Genomic DNA, 21,716 nt, shown 5'->3' with positions numbered 1-21,716 from the left:
ATCACATTGGCGATCATATGCAGTCTACGACATCGGCATCCCGTATGTCGACCGTCAGCATTCGGGTCGCGGCCGCTCCGGCGGGGCTCCGGTGGACGCCCGCTCGATGAGCTCAGGGTCGACGGCAGGACGCACGTCAGCTTCTCCGAGGAGAAGGGCCACGGCGCGCCGTCCGGCTTCGGCCAGGTCCTGCCGAACGGTCGTCAGCGCGGGCTGGTAGTACGCGGCCTCGGGAACGTCATCGAAGCCGACGATGCTGAGATCCCCCGGCACGGTCATCCCCAGGGAGACCGCGGCGCTCAGGGCGCCGAGCGCCATCTGGTCGTTACCGGAGAAAATGGCCGTCACGCCCTGTTCGATCAGCGCACGGGCGGCACGATGACCTGACGCGGCGCTCCAGTCGCCGATCTCTACGAATCGCGGATCCAGCTGGCGCGATCGAAGCTCCTCCTGGAAACCGGTCAGGCGCTGTTGCGCGTCGAGCCATTCTGGCGGGCCGGCGATGTGGCCCACGCGCTGATGGCCGAGATCCATGAGATGCGAGGTGGCCAGCCGGGCCCCCCGGATCTGGTCCAGCATCCCGCCATGCAGCCCGCTCCCCGCTGCCGTCTGCAGCGTCACATATGGCACCGGGATCGTCAGGCCTTCGAGAGCGACGAGCACCTGGGTCTGCGGGGCCACCACGATCAGCCCCTCGGCAGAGAGGTCGGCCAGATGGCTGAGTGCGTCATCCACTGATCTTCGGTCGAGTCCGTCCGCGTTCGCGATCGTCACGCTGTAGCCGCGACTGCGTGCTGCTGCCCCGATGGCGGCGACGATGGTCGCGGGGCCGTACTCTCCACTCGAGGTCGACAGTATTCCGATCAGGCGCGATCGACTCGAGGACAACGCGCGGGCGGCCGCGTTCGGCCGGTAGTTCAGCTCCCGAATGGCATCGAGCACCTTCTGTCGCGTGGCTGCGCGAAGGCTGGGGTGATCATTCAGGACACGGGAGACCGTCTGGTGGGACACTCCAGCGACCCTGGCCACATCGAACACACTGGCGGCACGAGGTCTGGCATCCTCGTTGTCTCGATCTGCGCCCATGGTCTGATTATCGCCGTGCGTGGGGGTTGCGCTGGTCACGGGGCCGCCATTCTCCGCCCGGATGACCAGGTCAGGGCTCGCCCAGGCAGAGGTGTACAGTTCGGCGAGTTGGCCACAGCGGTGAAAGGTACGGATATGACGATCAATTTCGGCGCTCGCGGACACGACGTGACGTGGGCGTCAACTCCCGAGGCGCTGGCGCGTGGCCTGGCGGGATACGGGGTGCACAACGTGCAACTGGCCCTGGGCCGGTCCTTCCCCGAACTGAATGGCGCACGCGCTGTCAACCCCGGCCTGGGCGCTTACTTCCGCCGCGTGATGGCCGCCCAGGGCGTGGATATCGCCGTGCTGGGCTGCTACGACAACATCATTCATCCGGATGCCGATCGCAGGGAGGCGATCCTGCGGAAGTTCGAGGCCTATCTGCTCAACGCTCGGCATTTTGGTGCCCCGATGGTGGCGACCGAGACGGGGAGCGTCAATGCGGAGGGTTTTGCCTATACCCGGGCAAACTTCACGGATGAGGCGTACCGGGAGGCCGCAGCGGTGATTCGGCGGCTCGCGGAATTCGGCGAACGCGTGGGGACCATCGTCGCCATTGAGCCGGGCATTAACCACCCGATCTATAACCTCGATCGGGTCGAGCAACTCCTCGACGACGTCGACTCACCCTTCCTCGGCATCGTGTTCGACGCCACGGCGTTGCTCGACCCGAACGAGCCCGTCGATCTTGCGGCATTGACGAGCGACGCCTTTGAACGGTTCGGGGGACGCATCGTCGCGGCCCACCTCGACGACTACCGCCTCTCGGACGGTCGCGTCGTCCGCTGCGACATCGACGACGGGGTCCTCCCGGTCGCCCAGATTCTGGCCACGATCAGCGCGCACGCTCCCTGTCTCGCCGTCATCATGGAGGAAACCGTCAACGACGCGATTGCCAGGACCGTGGATCGCTACACGGAATCGGGATTCTCGAAGTGAATGCCTTCGGGGTTGCGACTCCGGCGGATGAATTCCTTGCTCGTCATGCCGAACTCATCCTTGAAGCAGCGGAGGAAGTGCGTGTACGACGAGAACCCGGCGATCCGATAGACGTCCAGGGCGTTCCCGTGCGTGCTCAGGAGGTCTTTGCTGTGCAGCAGTCGCTTCTTGAGCGTGTACTGGTGGAAATTGAGTCCGGTGTTCGTCTTGAACTGGCGTGACAGGTAGTACTTACTGATGAAGAACCTGCCCGCGACGGCATCGAGTGACAGATCCTCGTCCAGGTTGTCGGCGACGTAGCCCATGACCGCCGAGATGAGGGCCGACACGGGAAGGTCGTGGGGAACGACGGCGTTCTCGGAGCCGAAGACCGCCTTGTTGAGGTCGATCAGGAACTCGATCAGCCGGTTCTCTCGGACGAGGTCCGCGCCGAAGCCCTCCTGATCGGGCTCGTCCAGGTGAGAAATCTGTTCGCGCAACCAGTCGGCATCCACACTGATGACCTGGCTGGTCGGGGTGCCGTCCTTGGCGAACAGGAGGTTGAGGTTGGTGCTGTCTGAGGAACGGCTCGTGAGGAACTCCTCGCGAATGTGGATGTACGCACGTTCGTAGTACTCGCTGGACTGCCTGACGATGTTGTGCAGGTCGTTCCTCCGCACGAAGGTCACGGTTCCCGGTTCCGTGGAGTACTCGGTTCCGCCGAGCCGGAAGACACCCGTGCCGCGCAGTACGCAATTGATCTCGTGGAAGTCGTGATAGTGCAGGTTTGCGTGCTCACGGACGGCATTGTCGACGTGGTACAGCTCGAAATGCCCGGAGACCATCGTGTTCACGATCACTGCGCGGCGAGGCTCCATCGGCGCCTCCTCTCCGAGAGCTCAGGCGACAGTCTGGCACGCAGCCTCCGCTGCAAGAAACGGCAGTTTTTGAGCAACGGTCGACACCACGGGGCCTATATCGACGGATTCCGGGGTTGTAACGTTTCAAATACAAGGAATCAAAGAAGATTGTGAAGAGAAACCATGCATCTAGACACTGCCGTCAGCAGAGAGCAGATCGTTCAAAAGATCGATGCCATGATCTCCAACCTGACCACAATCAGGGACGAGTCAGGTAAGTTTTTACTCCATTTCAGTGATGTCGTCGTCGACGACAAGAGCTGGAATGTCTGGAATTGGCCCCAGGGTGTCGGTCTCTACGGGATCTACAAGAACTACCGGATCACCGGAAATTCCCTGGCAGCGGATGTCGTCCGCGAGTGGTTCGATACCGCGCTCGCCGCGGGCGCTCCGCCGAAAAACGTCAACACGATGGCACCGCTGCTCGCCATGGCCTGCCTGTATGAGGACACCAAGGACAGCAGGTACATCCCGTACCTCAACCAGTGGGCGCAATGGGCCATGCACGACATGCCGCGCACTCACGGTGGTGGCATGCAGCACATGACCTATGCCGGGCCGAACTCTCAGCAGCTCTGGGACGACACCTTGATGATGACGGTGCTGCCCCTCGCGAAGATCGGTCGCCTCCTGGATCGGCCGGAATACATCGAGGAAGCCAAGTACCAGTTCCTCATCCATGCCCAGTACCTCTTGGACAAGAAGACGGGCCTCTGGTTCCACGGCTGGTCGTTCGAGCGCCGTGACAACTACGCAGACGCGCTCTGGGCACGTGGCAACTGCTGGATCACCATCGCCATTCCGGAACTCATCGGCACCCTGGGACTCAAGCCCGGAGACCCGATCCGGGACTGGTTGCTCGAAATTCTGAACAGCCAGGTCTCCGCACTCGCGGAGCTGCAGGACGAGTCCGGCATGTGGCACACGCTGCTCGATGACCCGACCTCCTACCTCGAGTCGTCCGCGACCGCCGGTATCGCATACGGGCTGCTCAAAGCGGTACATGAGCGCTACATCGACAAGAGCTATGCGGCCGTGGCGGAGAAGGCCGTCGCCGCACTGTACGACCGGATCACCGACGAGGGCGAAGTCCAGAACGTCTCGGTCGGAACCGGAATGGGTGACGACCTGGACTTCTACAAGAACATCGACCAGACGGCGATGCCGTACGGCCAATCGCTCACGGTGCTGTGCTTCGCCGAATATCTCGTCTCCTTCTGCTGAGACGACCATGCCTTCCACGAAAAGAGTAAGAAAATGACCGAAAAGTTTGACATGGAGAGCTTCTCCCTGAGCGGCAAAGTCGCCCTGATCACCGGCGCCAGCTACGGCATCGGACTGGCAATCGCCTCGGCGTATGCGGTGGCGGGCGCCCGGATCGTCTTCAACGATCGCGACCAGGCGGCCGTCGACCGGGGACTCGCCGCCTACAAGGAAGCCGGGATCGAGGCTCACGGATATGTCGCGGACGTCACTGACGAAGACGCGATCGTTGCGATGGTCAAGCAGATCGAGGACGAGGTCGGCACCATCGACATCCTCGTCAACAACGCCGGCATCATCAAGCGCGTCCCGATGCTCGAGATGAGCGTCGCCGACTTCCGTCAGGTGATCGACGTCGACCTCAACGGGCCGTTCATCGTCGCCAAGGCCGTGCTGCCGGGAATGATCAAGAACGGCCACGGAAAGATCATCAACATGTGCTCGATGATGTCGGAACTCGGGCGCGAAACCGTGTCGGCTTACGCCGCAGCCAAGGGTGGCCTGAAGATGCTCACCCGCAACATCTGCTCCGAATTCGCCGAGGCCAACATCCAGTGCAACGCCATCGGCCCTGGCTACATCGCAACGCCGCAGACGGCCCCGCTCCGTGAACTCCAGGACGATGGCTCCCGGCATCCCTTCGACCAGTTCATCATCGCGAGGACCCCGGCCGCGCGCTGGGGGACCCCCAGGGACCTGATGGGGCCGGCAGTGTTCCTGGCCTCCGACGCGAGCGACTTCGTCAACGGCCTGGTCCTCTATGTCGACGGCGGCATCCTCGCCTACATCGGGAAAACCCCTCAGTAACGCGGGACTGCCCGCACCACATCGTGAGCACCATCAATGAAAAAGGTCGAAGAACCAATGAAGATTGCTTTGATAAACGAGAACTCCCAGGCTTCCAAGAACGCCATCATCTACAAGGCGCTCAAGGATGTGGCCGACGAGAAAGGCCACGAGTCCTTTAACTACGGGATGACCGGGAAAGAGGGCGAGAGCCGGCTGACCTACGTTCAGAACGGTCTCCTCGCCTCGATCCTGTTGGGCACGAAGGCCGTGGACTTTGTCGTCACCGGCTGCGGCACCGGCGTGGGGGCCATGCTCGCCTGCAACAGCTTCCCCGGCGTGGTCTGCGGCATCGCCATCGAACCGACGGATGCCTACCTCTTTTCCCAGATCAACGGAGGCAACGCGCTCTCCATCCCTTATGCGAAGGGCTTCGGCTGGGGGGCCGAGCTCAACCTCACGCTCATCTTCGAGCGCCTGTTCGCCGAGCCGATGGGTGGCGGGTACCCCAAGGAACGGGTGGTCCCTGAGCAGCGCAATGCACGCATCCTCAACGAGGTGAAGGCGGTCGTGTACAAGCCCCTCATCCAGGTGCTCAAGGAAATCGATCAGGACTTCCTGAAGGAAACCATCGCCACCGAGAACTTCACGGAGTATTTCATCGCAAACGCCGAACCGGGGGAGGTGCGCGACTACATCCTCGCGCCACTCGCCTGACCGGCGAACTGCACTCTGCACCACGAACGATCACACTAGAACCACTTATCAAGGAAGATCAAGGGTTTCGTCATGAGCGAAAACACGGCAACGTCACAGAGGACGCCGTCGAACGACAAACAGGTTTCATCCCGCAATCTCAAGCGCGCCGCCTTCAGTGGGTGGATCGGAAGCGCACTGGAGTACTACGACTTCACGTTGTACTCCCAAGCAGCAGCACTCGTGTTCCCGACGGTGTTCTTCCCCACCGCGAGCCCGGCCGTCGCCATCGTCGCCTCGCTGGCGACGTACGGCGTCGGCTATGTCGCGCGGCCCATCGGCGCCATTGTCCTGGGCAACCTGGCCGACCGCCACGGGCGGAAGCATGTCCTCGTCATCGCCATGATGATGATGGGCCTGGCCACGCTCCTCGTGGGCGTTCTGCCGACGTACTCCCAGGTCGGCATTCTCGCGCCGATCCTGCTGGTGGTGCTCCGGCTCGTCCAGGGCTTCGCCGTCGCCGGGGAGCTGGGCGCCTCCAACGCCCTCATCGTCGAGCACTCGCCCGATGCCAAGCGGGGCTTCTTCGCAAGCTTCAGCCTGCAGGGGTCCCAGATCGGCAGCATCCTCGCCCTCGCCTTCATGCTTCCGCTGGCATCCGCGCTCCCCGCCGAGGCCTTCCAGAGCTGGGGATGGCGGATTCCGTTCCTGCTCAGCGCGGTCGTCATCCTCGCCGGCTACTTGATTCGCCGCAACATCGAAGAGCCGCCCGCCTACCTGAAGCAGTCCCAGGTCAAGGAGTTCAAGACCCCGGCGATCGAACTGTTCCGTCGCTACCCGCGCATGCTCCTCATCTGCGTCATCAGCACGCTCGCCAACGTGATCGGCACCGCGACCCTGGTCTTCGGTGTCACCTACGGCAAGCAGGAGAGTTACGGAGTCGGCTTCACGACGAGTGAGTTCCTGTGGATCATCCTCATCATCAACACGGTCTCTGCCCTGACGATCCCGCTGTTCGGGAAGCTCTCCGACGTCTTCGGCAGGAAGGCGCTCATGATCACCGGCGCCCTCGGCGGCGGCCTCACCTCGATCCCGTTCCTCTTCGCGGTGCAGGAAAAGAACTTCGCCATGGTGCTCATCCTCGGCGTGCTCGCCATGTCGATTTTCTTCCAGATGTGGAACGCCACATTCGCCACGGCCTACCAGGAGCAGTTCCCCACCCGGCTGCGCGTCACCGGCTTCGCCGTCTCGCAGAACGTCGGCCTGATGCTTGCCGCGTTCGCGCCGGCGATCTTCACCCTGATGGCTCCTCCCGGAACGAGCAACATCCCGATCGTGATCGGCATCACCACACTCGTGGTCACCGTGATCGCGGCGGGTGCCACCCTGTTCCTCTGCAACGGATCCGGCGAGAGCCTGGCCGAGTAACGGGCACGACAAAGCCCCCTGCCTCCCGCATTTGACCGGGAGGCAGGGGGCTTTGTCGTGCGCTGCACCCGGGGCTCGCCGCACGACGAGGGAAACAGTGCCACTTTGCTGCGCTGCGTCCACACGCGCAGGTTCCTGGCGTCGAGCGACCATGACCATCCAAGAGAACGCGGAGATTGTCTCTGCCGCAGAGCCCACCCCCGCCGTCTTTGGTTCAGAAGCCCGACTCAATACGAAGGAGAAGGTCGCCTACGGATTCGGCGACCTGGGCAGCGGGTTCATGTTCGACCTGGGTCAGGCCTACCTGACCAAGTTCTGGATCGACACCGCGGGCATCGGCCCGGCGGTCGTCGCCCTGATCTTCGTGCTCGTGAAACTCTTCGACGCCGTCATGGACCCGCTCGCCGCGATCTTCATCGACAGCCGCAAGATCGGCAAGCGCGGCAAGTTCCGCCCGGTGATGATGGTCAGCGCGATCCTCCTCGCGGTCATGACCGTCGTCACCTTCACCATGGTCTCATTCGTGCTCTGCTACCGGGGCACCAAGGAGAATGTCGTCATCAACCGGGCAGCGAGCTCGGGGAAGAACGGCATCAAGGATTACGCCAGGGCAGTTCTCACCAATCGCCCGCTGCTCGGCCTCGTGCTGATGTCCCTCTTCACGATCTCGTCGATGAACGTCAACAACATGATGATGATCTTCTTCGCCCAGTACAACCTCGGGAACCTCGCACTCCAGGCCGTACTGAACCTCGTCATGATCGGTGCCTCCATCGTCGGCATCATGTTCATCCCGAGGCTCGTCATGCGCTTCGGCAAGAAGCGCACCGTGATGGGCAGCTTCATCATCGCGATCGTCGCCAACGGGCTGGACTTCATCATCCCGACCAACCTGTGGACGTTCATGATCCTCGTCACCATCGGCTCCGCCGCACTGGCCATCCCGAACGGCATCACCTGGGCGTTCGTCTCCGACACGATCGACTACGGCGAATGGCACACCGGGGTGCGCAAGGAGGGCGTGACCTCTGCCGCCTTCAGCTTCTCTCGCAAGCTCGCCCAGTCCCGCGCCGCGGTGGTCGGTGCCGGCATGCTCGCCGTCACCGGATATGTGGCCAAGGCCACCAGCCAGTCGGGCGAGACGCTCGAAGGTATCAAGGCGGTCATGACGCTGTATCCGGCCCTCGCACTGGTCATCGCCGCCATCATCATCTACTTCATCTACACCGTGTCCGACGATAAGTACCGCAGGATCGCCAACGACCTCGACGAACGCCGCTGGGAACACGGCATCATCGGTGAGAGCACGAGCTCAACCAGTGCCAAGTAGCGCAGTACCCAGTAGCGCGGTACTAAGTCGCGAGCGTCAAGCGGCGCAGTACCAAGTAGCGAGCGTCTAGCGGCGCAGTACCAAGTCGGGCTGTACCCAGCATCACCGTACCCAGCATCACCGCACCCAGGGGCGTCCGCAGGCACCAGCCCGCTGGCGCCTCTTCGGCTGCGCTGCTGACTAGAACGGGCTTGGGTTGTCGGGGTTGTCGGGGTCGTTGGGTTCGGGGTCGAGGGTCCAGACATCCACGAACGGAACCCGCGGTTTCGGTGCGGGTTTGGGTTTCCGGGGTGGCCTCATGTCGGCGGAGGGTTCCACGATGTAGCGGTACCCGGCCGGGGACGTCCACTCGATCCGACCATCGCCCAGGTGTCTCGGTGTCCATCTTTTGTAGCTCTTGACCGCGTGGTGATACGGGCAGAGGTGGGCGAGGTTCATCGCGTTGGTTTCGCCGCCGTGCTGCCACTCGACGCTGTGGTCCACGTCGGAGCGTTTCGCCGAGCGGCGGCAGCCGGGGAAGGTGCAGGTTTCATCGCGCACCTCGAGCCACTTCTTGAGCGCGGCGGGGACCTTGTAGGTGTCCCGTCCCATCGAGAGCACGACCCCGGTCTCCGGGTGGGTGAGCAGCCGGGTGAAGCTCGGCGCCCCCGCCGCGAGACGCCGTGCCGTGTCGGGGTCGATGGGTCCGTACCCGGCCGGATACCCGGGTTCCTCGCTCGTGCCCAGCAGGGTCAGGACCGGGACGGTGACGTTGACCTGCGCGGCCACCCCGGCACCCAGTCCGTCCGGGGTGACCCCGCTGAGCAGCACGTCGGTGAGCACGTCTGCAGCCAGCTGGGTCAGGGTGCGGGTTTCCTCCGGGCCCTGCAGGCAGAGCGCCGTGTCGAGGGTGCGGTGGTAGGCGGCCTGCACCTTCTCCGCGTCCCCGGTCACATACAACGACGCCATCCCGTCGTTGAGGGCCTGGAAGACCACGTGCCGGTCTTCGACGCTCTTCTGGTGCCTCGCGGTGATGGTTTCCGGGTGGGTGCGTTCCCGCACCCGCCGGGCCCGGTCGGACAGCTTCGCCACGGTGAGGACTTCCGCGACGGGCACCAGGACGTCTTCGAACACGGCGCGGGCCCGGGCGGCCGCTTCCGGGTCGTCTCCCATGCGGATGCCCCAGGCCTGGTCCATGATCACTTGAGCGTGCCGGTAACTGATCGCCCCGATGGCGAGGGCGTCCCGGGTTGCGGGGAGGTCTTCGGCGAGGGTGCGGCTGGCTTCGATCAGGGTCTCCGCCGTGCGCCGCGGCAGCCGGAGCAGGGCCCCGACCTCGCAGGTGAACTCCTCCTTGGTGGCCTCCTCCGGCGACCACGGCGGGCGCGGCCCGCCGGCCTGCTCGGCGGCCTCCGCCCGGGCCCGGCCCGCATCGGCCAGCACCCGTTGCGCGGTATAGATCGCGGCGGCCCGGCGAGCGGTGGCCCGGTTGATTTCCCGGTCTGCTTCCCGGATCGCGTCATAGAAATCGGCGAGGGACGGCTCCACCAGGCCGAGGTGCTGGGCGTTGAGGCTGCTGTCGGGAGGGACATCAGGAGGGATGGCGGGAGGGTTCTCGGGAGGGGTCCCGGGAGGGGGTTCCGCAGCGCTGTCCACACTGCTGTCCACGGGGCTGTCCAGGTGAGATTCTGAGGGTTCTTCAACTGTCATGGGGGCACTCTACGGACCACCACCGACATTCCACCGGCATCCGCCACCCCACAAATGGCCTGTGGAAAACCCGGTCAGAGAAACTTTGTTGAGGACGGGCCGCTGCCGGGGGCGGTCGCGGCGTGCGCTGTGTTCCCCGACCCGGGGACTAGATCAGTTGGCGCTTCTCGATCTGTTCGAAGGTGTTCGTCGCATCCCGGAGTCCACCCCACAGGACCACCTCTCCGGCGGTCAGGGACGCGGGGACGTCGATGATCCGCTGGTTGCTGCTGCCCCGGAACTGCAGTTTCAGGTCACGTTTCGCCAGCTCGAACCGACCGTCGACCAGGACGTCGATTCCGCGGAGCATGGCGAGCTTGTCCGGGCTCTCGAGCAAGAGCTCCTCGAAGGTGTATCCGGTCCAGGACCACACGTCCTTCGACGAGCCGAACTCCCGGCGCACCCGGTCGATCAGCCCGAGGCAGACCCCGGTGTTGAGGAAGGGTTCGCCGCCGAGCAGGGTCAGGCCCTGGACGTACTCCTGGCCGAGGTCGGCCAGGATCTGGTCTTCGAGTTCCTGGCTGTATTCCTGGCCGTAGCGGAAGCTCCAGGTGGCTTCGTTGAAACAGCCCTCGCACGCGAACAGACATCCGGACAGGTAGAGGCTGCACCGCACGCCTTCGCCGTCAACGAAGACGAAGGGCTTGTAGTCCCCGACGTATCGCTGGCTCAGCTTCTCAGACAGCCACTCGCCGGGCCGCGGGTTACGCATCCTCGGAGACCGGTGCCGGGGCATCCGCCCCGCTGATGCCGGTGCCGCCCGCCATGTGCTTGACCCGGGAGGTGATCTCCATGTGCCGGCCGTGCACCATTGGTCGGGCCTGCGGGTTGCCGAGGTAGCCGCAGGTGCGCTTGACGACGTCGCAGGTCATCGGGTCGGCGTTGCCGCATTCGGGGCACTCGAAGCCGCGCTCCGTCGCGTCGAAGTCGCCCGAGAAGCCGCAGGCGTAACAACGATCGATCGGGGTGTTGGTTCCGAGGTAGCCGATCCGGTCATAGGAGTAGTCCCAGACCGCCTCGAGTGCCTTGGGGTTCTGCTGCAGGATCGGGTATTCGCAGTAGTGGATGAACCCACCGGAGGCGAACTCTGGATAGACCTTCTCGAAGTCGAGCTTCTCGAACGGCGTCGGGCTCTTGCGAACGTCGTAGTGGAAGCTGTTGGTGTAGTAGTCCTTGTCGGTGATGTCAGCGACCGAACCGAACTTCGCGGTGTCGAGCCGGCAGAACCGGTCGGTCAGGCTCTCGCTCGGGGTCGAATACACGCTGAACTGGTAGCCGTACTCGTTGCTCCACTCCTGGGTGCGGTCGTGGAGCGTGCGGAGGATGTCGACGGTGAAGTCTTTCGCCTCGGGGTTTGATTCCCAGGCTCCGCCGTAGAAAGCCGAGGCCACCTCGTAGAGGCCGATGTAGCCGAGCGACACGGTGGCGCGCTTGTTCCTGAACACGGTGTCGACGGACTGGCCGGCCTCCAGATGCTGGCCGAAGGCGCCGTAGACATAGAGGATCGGTGCGTTCTCCGGGGTCGCTTCCTTGCAGCGCTCGATCCGGAAGAGCAGGGCGTCGCGGGCAATGCTCACACGTTCGGCGAGGATGCTCCAGAACTTGTCCTTGTCGCCGGCGGCCTCGAGGGCGATCCGCGGCAGGTTGAGTGTCACGACTCCGAGGTTCATCCTGCCCTCTGAGACGTCGTTGCCATCTTCGTCCGTCCAGCCCTGGAGGAAGGACCTGCAGCCCATCGGCACCTTGAAACTGCCGGTGAGTTCCACGATCTTGTCGTAGTTCAGGATGTCGGGGTACATGCGCTTGGTGGAACACTCGAGCGCGAGCTGCTTGATGTCGTAGTTCGGGTCGGTCGGGTCGAGGTTGAGGCCGCGCTTCACCGTGAAGATCAGCTTCGGGAAGATCGCGGTGCGCTTCTCCCTGCCGAGTCCCTCGATGCGGATCTGCAGGATCGCCTTCTGGATCTCGCGTTCGAACCAGCTGGTGCCGAGGCCGAAGCCGAGCGAGGTGAAAGGGGTCTGCCCGTTCGAGGTGAACAGGGTGTTGATCTCGTATTCGAGGCTCTGCATCGCGTCGTAGATGTCCTTGAGGGTCTTCTCCTCCGCGAACTGCTGGTGCTGGGACTCATCGGCGATCCATGTCCTGGCGTCGGCGAGGTGCTTCTGGAGGTTCTTCTCCGCGTACGGGGCGAGCACCTCGTCGATCCGGTTGCCCGAGCATCCGCCGTACTGGCTCGACGACACGTTCGCGATGATCTGCGAGATCTGCGCGGTGGCCGTCTGGATCGAGCGGGGCGGGTCGACGTCGGCGTTGCCGATCCGGAAGCCGGTGCTGAGCATCGTCTTGAAGTCGATGAGGCAGCAGTTCGTCATCGGGGCATAGGGGTGATAGTCGAGGTCGTGGTAGTGCAGGTCGCCCTTCTGGTGGGCGTTGGCGACGTGCGGCGGCAGCATCTTCAGGCCGATCGCCTTGCCCACCGCGCCGGCGGTCAGGTCACGCTGGGTGTTGAAGACATCGCTGTCCTTGTTGGCGTTCTCGTTGACGACTGTTTCGTCTTTGCTGATCAGCTTGATGATCGAGTGGTTGATGTCGGTGGACTTACTGCGCGCGAAGTCGCGCTGGATCCGGTAATTGATGTACGCCTCTGCGGCTTCGTATTCCTTGCTGTCCAGCAGGGCGTGTTCCACGATGTTCTGGACCTCGTAGATCTTGATGTCGACCGCGAAGCGCGAGGCTATCTCGCGATCGATACGAGTGACCAGGTCACGGATGATCCGGTGCGTGAGCGGGGTCAGTTCGCCGTTCACTTCCGTGAAGCTCTTGGCCAGTGCGGCATAGATCCGGGCGTCATCGAAGGCGAGCCGGCGACCGTCGCGTTTCGACACCATAAGGGTGCTGAGACCGCTGCCAGCCGTAGGCGTTCCTGTGCCGGGGTCTTCTGTCTTCAACACGCGCTGCTGCCTCCTTGACTAATACTCCCCACGACAATCGAGCGGGACAGTTAGTCGGGCGAAAGACCATATCTAGTGGTTGGGGCGTGAGATCGATACTACCTGTTGTGGTCAGACCACAGGAGCACATTTTGCTCCGCGCCACGCGAAAGGTGTCGGAAAAGGCCAGATTCCGGATCAAGCGCAGCCGCAAGTCATGGGCGGCACGGTAGGCAGCGTGGCGCAGGGGCGGCATGGTGAGGAGCCTGTGCGGCGAGAAGACGATGTGGCGAGGCGGCTGCGTGGTGCGGAGGCCTGTGGGCAGCTCCGCACCACGCGCACGGCGACGCCCCGCTGTCGCCCGTGAATCCGCATCGTGCGTGGTTCGGACATGCCGGTTACGGCGTTCCCCCCGGAACTGTAACCTAGACATGTCCAACCGAAGGCAAGCGTAGCAGACGATAGACATGTCCAATGTTGAGGTCCGGGGTTGGCTGAACGTGGCATCGACCGGGGGAAAGACCATGGATCACCAAGAACGCCAGAAGCGCGCGCACGAGCTTGTCGCGGCACTCGATTTGCCGCGGCCGCTCACGCCCGAGCGGCTCCACGCGCATATGGAGAGCCTCCGGAAAAAACAGATTGTGATCCGCGAGGGCAGCGAAACGATGCTGCACGCTGGTGTCTGCGGACTCTGGATCGAGGTCGCCGGCGAAGCCTTCGAGCGCATCCACCATGCCCCGACGATCTCAGCAGTGCATCGGCAGCAGCTCATCAACCATGAATATGGCCATATGATCCTCAGCGACGACAAGGAATTACTCTCGGCCGATCAAGTCGCGCGATTCGCGCCCCTGATCCCCTATGACGCCATCGTGCACGCACTTTTGCGAAGCAGTTTGACCGACGAGCTGGAAGCACTCGCCGAAGCGATCGGCGACCGGCTCGCCTTGACTATGCTGAGTGACCGCGCGGAGGCCCGTGACGGCGCCCGGACCGGATTCGGGCGGGTGCTGTAGTGGCCTCCCTCATCGCTGGTGGCGTGAGCGCGCTCCTTTGGCTGGCCGCCCTGTTCTGCCTCCCGTCCGTCGTGCGGGGCCGTCGGCGCCTGCTGTTCTCGTTTCTTGCGGTGTTCGCGCTGACGATGTCGCTGCAGACCGATCTTGTCTTCGACGTGCTCGATGCCGCTCTCGGCGGCGTGAACGTGACGTATTACCTTTTCCACGTCACTGCGGTCATCGCAATAGCACTTCTCAACGAACTCGTGCGGGCCGCATCGTCGGCGCACCCCGGTGGGTGGCGGATCAAACCTCTCTCTGCGATCTTCCCGGGGGTGGTCATTCTCATTCAGTCAGTGTTGTTCTTTGGGGCCGACTGGCGACTGCTGCCGGACATCCGCTTTCTCGATCGGTGGGACTACACGGCGTACGCGGCGACCACCTGGGTGGCCCTGGCGTATTTCTCGGTCACGGTGGCGGCGGCATGTCTCTCGGACCGGCGAAGGCAGCGACGACGGCTGACCCGGGTCTCACTCGGCTTCGTCGTTGTCGGCTGCGCCGGTGTCATCGTGTACGCCGTCGTCAGCCTCCTCAATGCGGTCATGGCGAACGTCAACCACAATGCTGACTTCGCGACCGGGACGGGCGGCGTCTACTATGCGGCGCTATTGATCGCGCCCTCGTGCCTGGCCGTTGGATTCGGCCTCACGGCGGCGGTGGACGGCGTCATACGAGTCCAACGGGAAGTCCAGGTTCGCGTTCTCCTGGTGAGGCTCGCACCTCTCTGGGAGCGGCTGTTGTCCGAGTCGCCCGAACTCAGCCTTGACGTTCCTGAGGCGAGGATCCACTTGGTTCTGACCCGCGGCGCCGCTGCGCGACTCTACCGTCGCTATGTCGAGGTTCGTGATTGCCTCCTGCTGTATCCTCAGGAAATATCGCGGTCGGACCAGGCGCTGTTGGCTACCGCTGAGCACCTCGTTTCCCCGGGTGGCGCTCGAGCGTTGCCCGTTATGACTGTGGAGGGGCAGCCGTGATGCGACGAGACGTAGCGGGGACGGCGCACCGATGAAGAGGGGAACGCCTGACGTGAACGGCAAGACTCCTCCGACCGCACAGGGTCTCAGCGCGCAGATGGAACTGGCGAGGAAGCTCAACCTTCTGCTCGACGTCGTCGTCGCAGAGGGAAATACCCCGTATACCTACCGCGAGATAGCCGAGGGCCTGCGGGACCGGTCGCTTTCCCTCTCCCGAGCCCGGTGGGCATATATGATCGCGGGGACCGGCCCTCTCGTGACAGACGAGAAACTCCTGACCGGAATTGCCGAATTCTTCCGGATCCCGCCGGCCTACCTCCTGGGTTCCGACGACGATATCCCCGTCCGAGTGGACACCCAACTCGCCTTTGTCAAGAAGCTCCGCGCACAACGAGTCGTGAATTTCGCCGCGAGGACTCTCGGCGATGTCTCCCCGGAGACTCTGCGCACCATCACCCAACTTCTGAAAGAGGACACTCTCGAATGACTCCGAACGCATTTGTGGCTCCCGCCGATCTGACTGCCGCGCTTGATCGGTTCCGGACCGCGCATGGCCGCGCCCCGCGTATCGGGGTCGACCTCGATGCGACGACCGCCGACACGGTCGGTGGTCTCCGAAACTGGATGGGGGAGAAGCTCTCGATCCCCCTGGCTGAACGGTCCACGCGATTCCCCGACCTCGACCAGTACGCCATGTGGATCGGCGACGACGCGTGGTTTGTCGATATGCCGGACTTCCTCGGCCATTTTGGTCATGCCGAACGCCACGGCTTCTACCTGGGCCTCGCGGTGTTCGACGAGGCCGTCGTGACGCTTCTCGCCCTTGAGGCTGCCGGATGCGAGCTTGTTGCCGTCACGGCCAGGAGTGACGAGTTCAACCCCGATACGCGGGAGTGGATCGCGTCGAACGGACTGCCCCTGGCCACGGTCGTGCATTCGGGTTTCGACAAGCATGCGCTCGAGGGGATCGACCTGTTCGTCGACGACGCCCCGCCCGTCGTGACCGGTCTGCTGAAGGCCGGACGGAGCGTCGTCGTTTTCGACCAGAGTTACAACCGAACGATTCCGGAGCACGACCGCGGAACGCGGGCGACCGGCTGGGGCGCACCCATGCTCGCGGCCGTGACCCGTCTGCTGACCGCGCAGGCAGCGGTCGACTAGCGTCGGCGTGCGCGCCGAGCGTGGTCGCCACGCGGCGGGCGCTGTTCGTGGGGTTAGCTGAGGCTCGCCAGGACGAGGGCGAGGGCAGCGGGGAAGAACTGGAGTGCGGCCGCGCGTCGGTAGGAGGGTCCCGTTGAAGCGAGGACGACGCCGGCAACCGACATGCAGGCGGTTCCGAAGATGACCGCCGTCTTGCCCGCGATGAACGCGGAACCGGACTGCCCGAGCAGCACGACGCCGACGAGCACCCCGACCGCGAGGGCGAGGTTGTAGAAGCCCTGGTTGTACGCCATCGCGCGGATCGTCGCCGCTTCGTCCCTGGATGCGATCCCGAACCGCCCGTAGACGGCGGGGCGCATCCAGAGCACGCTCTCGAAGAGGAAGAAGACCACGTGCAGGAGTGCGGCGATGGTGGCGACGATTTGGGCGGCGATGAGCATGGGTTCCTCCGGAAGATTGTGAACCAATCGGTACGGAACTCATCCTGCCGTATCGGAGTCTGCGGCGCGACTCACGGGCGTCAGCCGATGCGGGCGACCGTGACAGCGATCTCGGAGATGACCGGGTCTCCGGCGTGACGGAAGTGCTCGGCGATGGCATCGTGAACGCGGCGGCAGACATCCGGTGCCGCATGATCGGGGCCGACGCCGATGTTCGCGGCGATCGAGAGTGCGCCGGACCTCTCGACGACGACGATTGGATTCGGCGCAGCCACGCTCGGGATCAGCGCGGCGACGACTGAGGCCACGACCGTGGTCAGGAGCGGGCCGGCCGGGTAGAGCGCGTCGACGCCGGGGACCGCGAGAATGTAGTCGTCGAGTTGGTCGGCAGCGACAGCGGGCTCACTCATCGGCTTCTCCTTCGGGGGTCGGCAGGGCTGTCGTGAGGTACAGGTCGGTGACCGTGATGTCGACGGCGGCGATCGACAGTTCCGTCTGCTGCACGAGCACGGCGTAGACCGCCGCGCGCAGGCGTGCGGTGAGGGCCGTGATGCTCTCGCCGACATTCATCCCGTCGGCCCCGACCGACACCTCGAGGCGCACCGTGATCGGGGCTCCCGGCTCGGTGACGTCGCCGTCGAGGCGGCAGCGACTGATCAGGATGCCGTCGATCCCGTCCCCCGCCGTGCGCAGGACACCGATGACCGCGCCTTCGGTGAGCGCCAGCCGGGCGACCGGTGAGTCGGACGTGAGCGGGATCCGCCGACCGGCCCGGGTCTCGAGCCGGATGCTGTCGATGATGGTCGCGACCCAGCCGTCAGTCCGTGACGACTCCCGGTCCACGGCGGCCGAGTCGACCCGGCGCAGCGCTGCTCGGAGCCGCTCGAGGCGGGTGAGGGCCGTTGTGCACGCCGGGGAGTCGTCGATGCTCGAGTCGCTCGGGGTGCGACCTCGGTCGAGGTAGTCGTTGAGGTCCTCGATCGTGTGCCCGGACAGGCGGGCCTGCTCCTCGGCCAGCTCTTCGGGGTCGAAAGCCACAAAGGGGGTGTCTGGGGCGTTCATCGCCAGTCCTCCAATTCCCGCAGCAGGGTTTTTCGGGCGCGTGCCAACAAGCCTCGCACGGTCGACACGGGCAGGTCGAGTTCTTCGGCGATATCGGTGTAGCTGTATTCGCCGAGTTCCCGCAGGGTCCAGCAGCGCCGCTGGTCGTCCGGCAGCTCCGCGAGGCATCGCGCGAGCGCCTCGGCCTGTTCCTGCGTCTCGGCGACGTGGTGCGGCGTGAGCGCCGCCGGAGCCGCGGCATCCGTTTCGGTGATGTCGGCGTGGTCGCGGCGGGCGCGAACCCGGTCGATGCTCTTGCGACCGCAGATCCGCATCAGCCAGCTCTTCACCGCGGCGCAGTTCTCAAGGGTCGGCAGTTGCCGCCAGGCCGTGATGAATGACTCCTGCACCACATCGTCCGTCTCGTCGTTCGAACCCAGGATCCGGGTCGCGTGCACGCGCATCAGAGGGCCGTGGCGACGGACGAGAACCTCGAAGGCGCGAACATCGCCGTCGGCCGCGCGGTCGGCGAGCAGGGCGTCGGATGCCGCGTCGAGAGCGGATGGGACGGCGTGCCTCGTAACGGTGGTCATCACGTCCTTCCCGATTCACCCGGTGGTGCGCCCAATAGATTTTCGATCTCCGCGTGACGAACCGGTGGCGGCCTACGTCATACCAGTGACGATCATCACGATCTTCGCCCATCGACAACGAAAGAATACCCAACATGCCGCTCTCCCGTGCTCTCCGCGGTATTTCCGATCGCGACTCGTCCGGCGGTGTCTCCGGCGGCGATTCGGTCGGCGGACAGACCGTCATCAGCGACAGCGTTGTCGCCAAGGTCGCGGGCGTCGCCGCCCGTGGCGTGACCGGGGTGCACTCCCTCGGCAGCGCGCCCGTCCGGGCCTTCGGCGCCATTCGCGAGGCCCTGAGCGGAACGGACCTGAGCCAGGGCGTCAGCGTCACGGTCGGTGACACGGACGTGGTCGTCGACATCGTCATCGTGGCCGAGTACCCGGTTCCGGTGCACCAGATCGCCGCCGAGGTGCGGGCGAGCATCACGCGGGCGATCGAGGACTTCGTCGGCCTCGGCGTGTCGGCGGTGAACGTCACGATCAATGACGTGCACCACCCCTCGGAAGACGACCAGACTTCCCGCGCAACCGCGTCGGGCACCCCCAGAGAAACACCGAGAGAAAGTGACAACACGATGAGCGCATCAGACAAGATCAAGAACGCGGCCGAAGACCTCAAGGGCAAGGCCAACGAGGCCATCGGCAAGGCCACCAACGACGACTCCAAGGTCGCGGAGGGGCGTGCGGAGCAGGCATCCGCGAGCGCCAAGAAGGCCGGCGAGAACATCAAGGACATCTTCAAGGACTAGACCTCTTCCGGCGCGGCGGGCCCCGGCCTGCCGCGCCGCCGTCGTTCCGCCGCCAGACCGCTCCACCGCTAGACCGTTTCAAAATCCGCAACCACGTGTGACCAATCCAGAAAAGAGCACCCCATGGGCTTCTTCGGCTTCCTTTTCCTCGGCCTGATCGCCGGGGCCATCGCCAAACTCATCCTCCCCGGCCAGCAGGGCGGCGGATGGTTCGTGACACTGCTCCTCGGCGTCGTCGGCGCACTCCTCGGCGGGTTCCTCGGCGGCATCCTGTTCAACGCTCCGCTGCAGGACTTCTTCTCGCTGCAGACCTGGCTTCTCGCCATCGGCGGCTCCATCGTCGTCCTCTTGATCTACGGACTCGCAACGGGTCGCCGCCGCGCGGTCTAGGCATCCGTTCTACCCCCCATTCTGGTGGGGCGCCGCGCATTGACAGGGCCGAGAGGTCACCCGTTAATGGGGATTCCGGCGCCCTAACCCGACTGTCTTCCGCGCCATCCCGGCGCGGGAGACAGGGGCCCAGAATGGAGCTCAGCGATATGGACGTTCAGTCAGGCAATCCTGCGGCCGCCAAACACCGGCTGACCGGTAATTTCAGTCGGAGCCGCCCGCGCTGGCTCGCCTGGGTCTCGACCTTCGTGCTTGCACTCGTCTCCGTCGGAGTCGCCGACGGATTCGCTGCCCTTCCGGCCAGCGCTGCCGTTCCCGCCGTCATCACGCTCACCTTCGACGACGCGAACGCGGACCAGCTGACCGCGGCCTCGATCCTTAAGGCGAATGGGTTGCACGGCACCTTCTACACGCCGTCCGGGTATATCAACCAGCCGGGCTACATGACACTTGCCCAGGTGCAGACTCTCGTCGCCGACGGCAACGAAATCGGCGGCCACACCGTGACGCACCCCGACCTCGCCACCCTCCCGACGGACGAGGCGACCCGCCAGGTCTGCAACGACCGGGTCAACCTCACCAACTGGGGATTCCGGGTGACGAGCTTCGCCTATCCCTTCGCCTCGCTGCTGACCCCTGCCACCGAAACCATTGTCAAGAACTGCGGGTACAACAGCGCCCGTGGCCTCGGAGACATCCAGACCCGGTTCGGCTGCACGGGATGCGCGCTCACCGAGAGCGTCCCGCCGCCCGACCCGTACCTGACCCAGGCTCCGGATGAGGTCGACAACACCTGGAGCCTGACCGACCTCCAGAACACCGTCACCCAGGCCGAGACCGCGGGCGGCTGGCAGCAGCTGACCTTCCACCACATCGCGACGGGGCTCACCGACCCGCTCACGATCAGCCCGACCCTGTTCACCCAGTTCGTGCAGTGGCTGAAGACCCGCCCTGCGACGACGACGGTCAAGACGGTCGACCAGGTCATCGGCGGCACCGTCAAAGCCGTCGTCTCCGGCCCGGCCGTCACGCCGAAGCCCGCCGGCATCAACCTGGTCTCCAACCCCGGCTTCGAAACCCTGACCGCCGGACTACCCCAGTGCTGGCAGGGCGCCTCATACGGCACGAACACCCCCGCCTTCACCACGGTCACCCCGGGCCACAGCGGCAACCGGGCGGCCCGCCTGACCATGACGGGCTACTCCAACGGTGACGCGAAATGGCTGCCGACCCCTGACCTGGGCGGATGCGCCCCCGCGGCCACCCCGGGCACGGCGTACGCGCTCGCGGCCTGGTACAAGTCCACGGCAGCGACCCAGATCGAGGTCTACTACCGGACCGGACTCGGCTCCTGGACCTACTGGACCGCGAGCCCGCTCTTCGCCGCGTCCGCGACCTACCAGAAGGCGAGCTGGACGACCCCGGCACTGCCCGCCGGGGCGAGCGCGATCACCTTCGGCCTCAACCTCCTGAGCAACGGCACCCTGACCACGGACGACTACACGGCCTTCGACGCCGCAACCCTGCCCGTATCCCCGCCGCCGGCCCCCGGCGCCAACCTGATCCAGAACTCGAGTCTGGAGACCGCCGGCGTCGCCGCCCTCCCGCAGTGCTACCAGATCGGCGGTTACGGCACCAACACGGCTGCGTTCACGACCGTCGCGACGGCGCACACCGGCACCAAGGCGGAGAAGCTCGTCGTGACGAACTACGCGAACGGCGACGCGAAGCTGCTGCCGAGCCTGGACAGCGGGGCCTGCGCCCCGCCCGCGATAGCCGGGCGCACCTACTCGCTCCGGGCCTGGTACACGTCGACGACCTCCACCCAGTTCGCGGTCTATTACCGGGATGCGAGCGGGGCCTGGCAATACTGGACGTCGAGCCCGTGGCTCGCGACGGCATCCGCGTACACTCAGGCGAGCTTCACGACCCCGGCCCTGCCGGCCGGTGCCACCGCGATCAGTTTCGGGCTGAACCTGTTCAGCAACGGAACCCTCGTGACCGACGACTACGCGATGTTCGACACGGTCGGAGCCCCGGCCTTGTAATGGCAGGGGATGCCGGTCGCGCCGCCCTGGGCCGCGCCCGGCATCCCCTGTGCGCGCGTGTCGTGCCTGTCGTGCCTGTCGTGCCTGTCGTGC

Annotated in this window: 22 protein-coding genes; 13 read left to right on the top strand and 9 right to left on the bottom strand. The window is 64.8% G+C overall.

Translation table 11 applies throughout. The features are described 5' to 3' along the window. Nucleotides 1–54: 54 nt before the first annotated feature. Nucleotides 55–1,251 carry a LacI family DNA-binding transcriptional regulator gene (locus tag RCH22_RS14160; protein ID WP_322140600.1) on the bottom strand — a complete coding sequence of 399 codons (1,197 nt, stop codon included), beginning with the start codon at nt 1,249–1,251 and terminating at the stop codon, nt 55–57. Here RCH22_RS14160 and RCH22_RS14155 point away from each other — a divergent pair. Continuing rightward, nucleotides 1,222–2,067 (top strand): sugar phosphate isomerase/epimerase, encoded by an 846-nt coding sequence (locus RCH22_RS14155; protein WP_322136624.1) that lies wholly within the window; start codon nt 1,222–1,224, stop codon nt 2,065–2,067. The two genes, RCH22_RS14160 and RCH22_RS14155, sit on opposite strands and share 30 nt — an antisense overlap. Here the strand turns inward: RCH22_RS14155 and RCH22_RS14150 are convergent. Further along, on the bottom strand, nt 2,040–2,924 hold the full coding sequence (locus tag RCH22_RS14150) for an AraC family transcriptional regulator (RefSeq protein WP_322136623.1): 885 nt from the start codon (nt 2,922–2,924) through the stop codon (nt 2,040–2,042). The genes RCH22_RS14155 and RCH22_RS14150 overlap by 28 nt on opposite strands. Nucleotides 2,925–3,089: 165 nt before the next feature. Here RCH22_RS14150 and RCH22_RS14145 point away from each other — a divergent pair, with 165 nt between their 5' ends. The 5 genes from RCH22_RS14145 (at nt 3,090) to RCH22_RS14125 (ending at nt 8,469) form a co-directional block, all read left to right on the top strand. Then, complete coding sequence (locus RCH22_RS14145; protein ID WP_322140601.1) at nt 3,090–4,190, top strand: glycoside hydrolase family 88 protein; 1,101 nt, start codon at nt 3,090–3,092, stop codon at nt 4,188–4,190. A gap of 33 nt (nt 4,191–4,223) precedes the next feature. Next, nucleotides 4,224–5,036, top strand: a complete 813-nt coding sequence (locus RCH22_RS14140) for a gluconate 5-dehydrogenase (protein WP_322189259.1) — start codon at nt 4,224–4,226, stop codon at nt 5,034–5,036. Between the two features lie 57 nt (nt 5,037–5,093). Then, on the top strand, nt 5,094–5,732 hold the full coding sequence (locus tag RCH22_RS14135; protein WP_323508581.1) for an RpiB/LacA/LacB family sugar-phosphate isomerase: 639 nt from the start codon (nt 5,094–5,096) through the stop codon (nt 5,730–5,732). A 72-nt stretch (nt 5,733–5,804) separates the two neighbouring features. Continuing rightward, nucleotides 5,805–7,139 carry an MFS transporter gene (locus RCH22_RS14130; RefSeq protein ID WP_323504847.1) on the top strand — a complete coding sequence of 445 codons (1,335 nt, stop codon included), beginning with the start codon at nt 5,805–5,807 and terminating at the stop codon, nt 7,137–7,139. A 151-nt stretch (nt 7,140–7,290) separates the two neighbouring features. Then, the gene (locus tag RCH22_RS14125) at nt 7,291–8,469 is read left to right on the top strand and encodes an MFS transporter (protein ID WP_322136617.1); all 1,179 of its coding nucleotides are present in this window, start codon (nt 7,291–7,293) and stop codon (nt 8,467–8,469) included. A 180-nt stretch (nt 8,470–8,649) separates the two neighbouring features. Here RCH22_RS14125 and RCH22_RS14120 read toward each other — a convergent pair whose 3' ends face one another. The 3 genes from RCH22_RS14120 to nrdD form a co-directional block, all read right to left on the bottom strand. Beyond that, complete coding sequence (locus RCH22_RS14120) at nt 8,650–10,158, bottom strand: DUF222 domain-containing protein (protein ID WP_322140603.1); 1,509 nt, start codon at nt 10,156–10,158, stop codon at nt 8,650–8,652. A 148-nt stretch (nt 10,159–10,306) separates the two neighbouring features. Further along, nucleotides 10,307–10,909, bottom strand: a complete 603-nt coding sequence (gene nrdG / locus RCH22_RS14115) for an anaerobic ribonucleoside-triphosphate reductase activating protein (RefSeq protein WP_322136615.1) — start codon at nt 10,907–10,909, stop codon at nt 10,307–10,309. Beyond that, nucleotides 10,902–13,148: an anaerobic ribonucleoside-triphosphate reductase gene (nrdD, locus tag RCH22_RS14110; RefSeq protein ID WP_322136614.1), complete on the bottom strand. Its 2,247-nt coding sequence runs from the start codon at nt 13,146–13,148 to the stop codon at nt 10,902–10,904. The genes nrdG and nrdD overlap by 8 nt, the downstream gene beginning before the upstream one ends. Nucleotides 13,149–13,594: 446 nt before the next feature. Between nrdD and RCH22_RS14105 the strand changes: the two genes are divergently transcribed. From RCH22_RS14105 to RCH22_RS14090, 4 genes are all read left to right on the top strand, one after another. Next, nucleotides 13,595–14,146 carry a hypothetical protein gene (locus tag RCH22_RS14105; protein WP_322136613.1) on the top strand — a complete coding sequence of 184 codons (552 nt, stop codon included), beginning with the start codon at nt 13,595–13,597 and terminating at the stop codon, nt 14,144–14,146. A 110-nt stretch (nt 14,147–14,256) separates the two neighbouring features. Then, entirely contained in the window at nt 14,257–15,159 is a 903-nt protein-coding gene (locus RCH22_RS14100) for a DUF6545 domain-containing protein (protein ID WP_327014458.1), read from the top strand. A gap of 31 nt (nt 15,160–15,190) precedes the next feature. Beyond that, on the top strand, nt 15,191–15,646 hold the full coding sequence (locus RCH22_RS14095; RefSeq protein ID WP_322136611.1) for a hypothetical protein: 456 nt from the start codon (nt 15,191–15,193) through the stop codon (nt 15,644–15,646). After that, nucleotides 15,643–16,320: a hypothetical protein gene (locus tag RCH22_RS14090; RefSeq protein ID WP_322136610.1), complete on the top strand. Its 678-nt coding sequence runs from the start codon at nt 15,643–15,645 to the stop codon at nt 16,318–16,320. Before RCH22_RS14095 ends, RCH22_RS14090 begins: the two co-directional genes overlap by 4 nt. A gap of 53 nt (nt 16,321–16,373) precedes the next feature. On the opposite strand, the gene RCH22_RS14085 is transcribed toward RCH22_RS14090, so the two are convergent. The 4 genes from RCH22_RS14085 to RCH22_RS14070 all read right to left on the bottom strand — a co-directional run bounded on the left by RCH22_RS14085 (nt 16,374) and on the right by RCH22_RS14070 (nt 18,394). Next, nucleotides 16,374–16,760 carry a DUF1304 domain-containing protein gene (locus RCH22_RS14085; protein WP_322136609.1) on the bottom strand — a complete coding sequence of 129 codons (387 nt, stop codon included), beginning with the start codon at nt 16,758–16,760 and terminating at the stop codon, nt 16,374–16,376. A gap of 80 nt (nt 16,761–16,840) precedes the next feature. Next, a complete protein-coding gene (locus RCH22_RS14080) occupies nt 16,841–17,170 on the bottom strand; it encodes a hypothetical protein (RefSeq protein WP_322136608.1) in 330 nt (109 codons plus the stop codon). After that, complete coding sequence (locus tag RCH22_RS14075) at nt 17,163–17,822, bottom strand: hypothetical protein (RefSeq protein WP_322136607.1); 660 nt, start codon at nt 17,820–17,822, stop codon at nt 17,163–17,165. The genes RCH22_RS14080 and RCH22_RS14075 overlap by 8 nt, the downstream gene beginning before the upstream one ends. Continuing rightward, on the bottom strand, nt 17,819–18,394 hold the full coding sequence (locus RCH22_RS14070) for an RNA polymerase sigma factor (protein ID WP_322136606.1): 576 nt from the start codon (nt 18,392–18,394) through the stop codon (nt 17,819–17,821). The genes RCH22_RS14075 and RCH22_RS14070 overlap by 4 nt, the downstream gene beginning before the upstream one ends. A 134-nt stretch (nt 18,395–18,528) precedes the next feature. Here RCH22_RS14070 and RCH22_RS14065 point away from each other — a divergent pair, with 134 nt between their 5' ends. The 3 genes from RCH22_RS14065 to RCH22_RS14055 all read left to right on the top strand — a co-directional run bounded on the left by RCH22_RS14065 (nt 18,529) and on the right by RCH22_RS14055 (nt 21,623). Then, nucleotides 18,529–19,185: an Asp23/Gls24 family envelope stress response protein gene (locus RCH22_RS14065; RefSeq protein WP_322136605.1), complete on the top strand. Its 657-nt coding sequence runs from the start codon at nt 18,529–18,531 to the stop codon at nt 19,183–19,185. Nucleotides 19,186–19,308: 123 nt separating this feature from the next. Next, nucleotides 19,309–19,575 (top strand): GlsB/YeaQ/YmgE family stress response membrane protein, encoded by a 267-nt coding sequence (locus tag RCH22_RS14060; RefSeq protein WP_322136604.1) that lies wholly within the window; start codon nt 19,309–19,311, stop codon nt 19,573–19,575. 149 nt (nt 19,576–19,724) lie between these two features. Further along, a complete protein-coding gene (locus RCH22_RS14055; protein ID WP_322189263.1) occupies nt 19,725–21,623 on the top strand; it encodes a polysaccharide deacetylase family protein in 1,899 nt (632 codons plus the stop codon). The last annotated feature ends 93 nt before the right edge of the window (nt 21,624–21,716 follow it).

The organism is Cryobacterium sp. GrIS_2_6 (assembly GCF_035984545.1).
Taxonomy (GTDB): Bacteria; Actinomycetota; Actinomycetes; order Actinomycetales; family Microbacteriaceae; genus Cryobacterium.
This window is presented reverse-complemented; position numbering and strand designations above follow the sequence as displayed.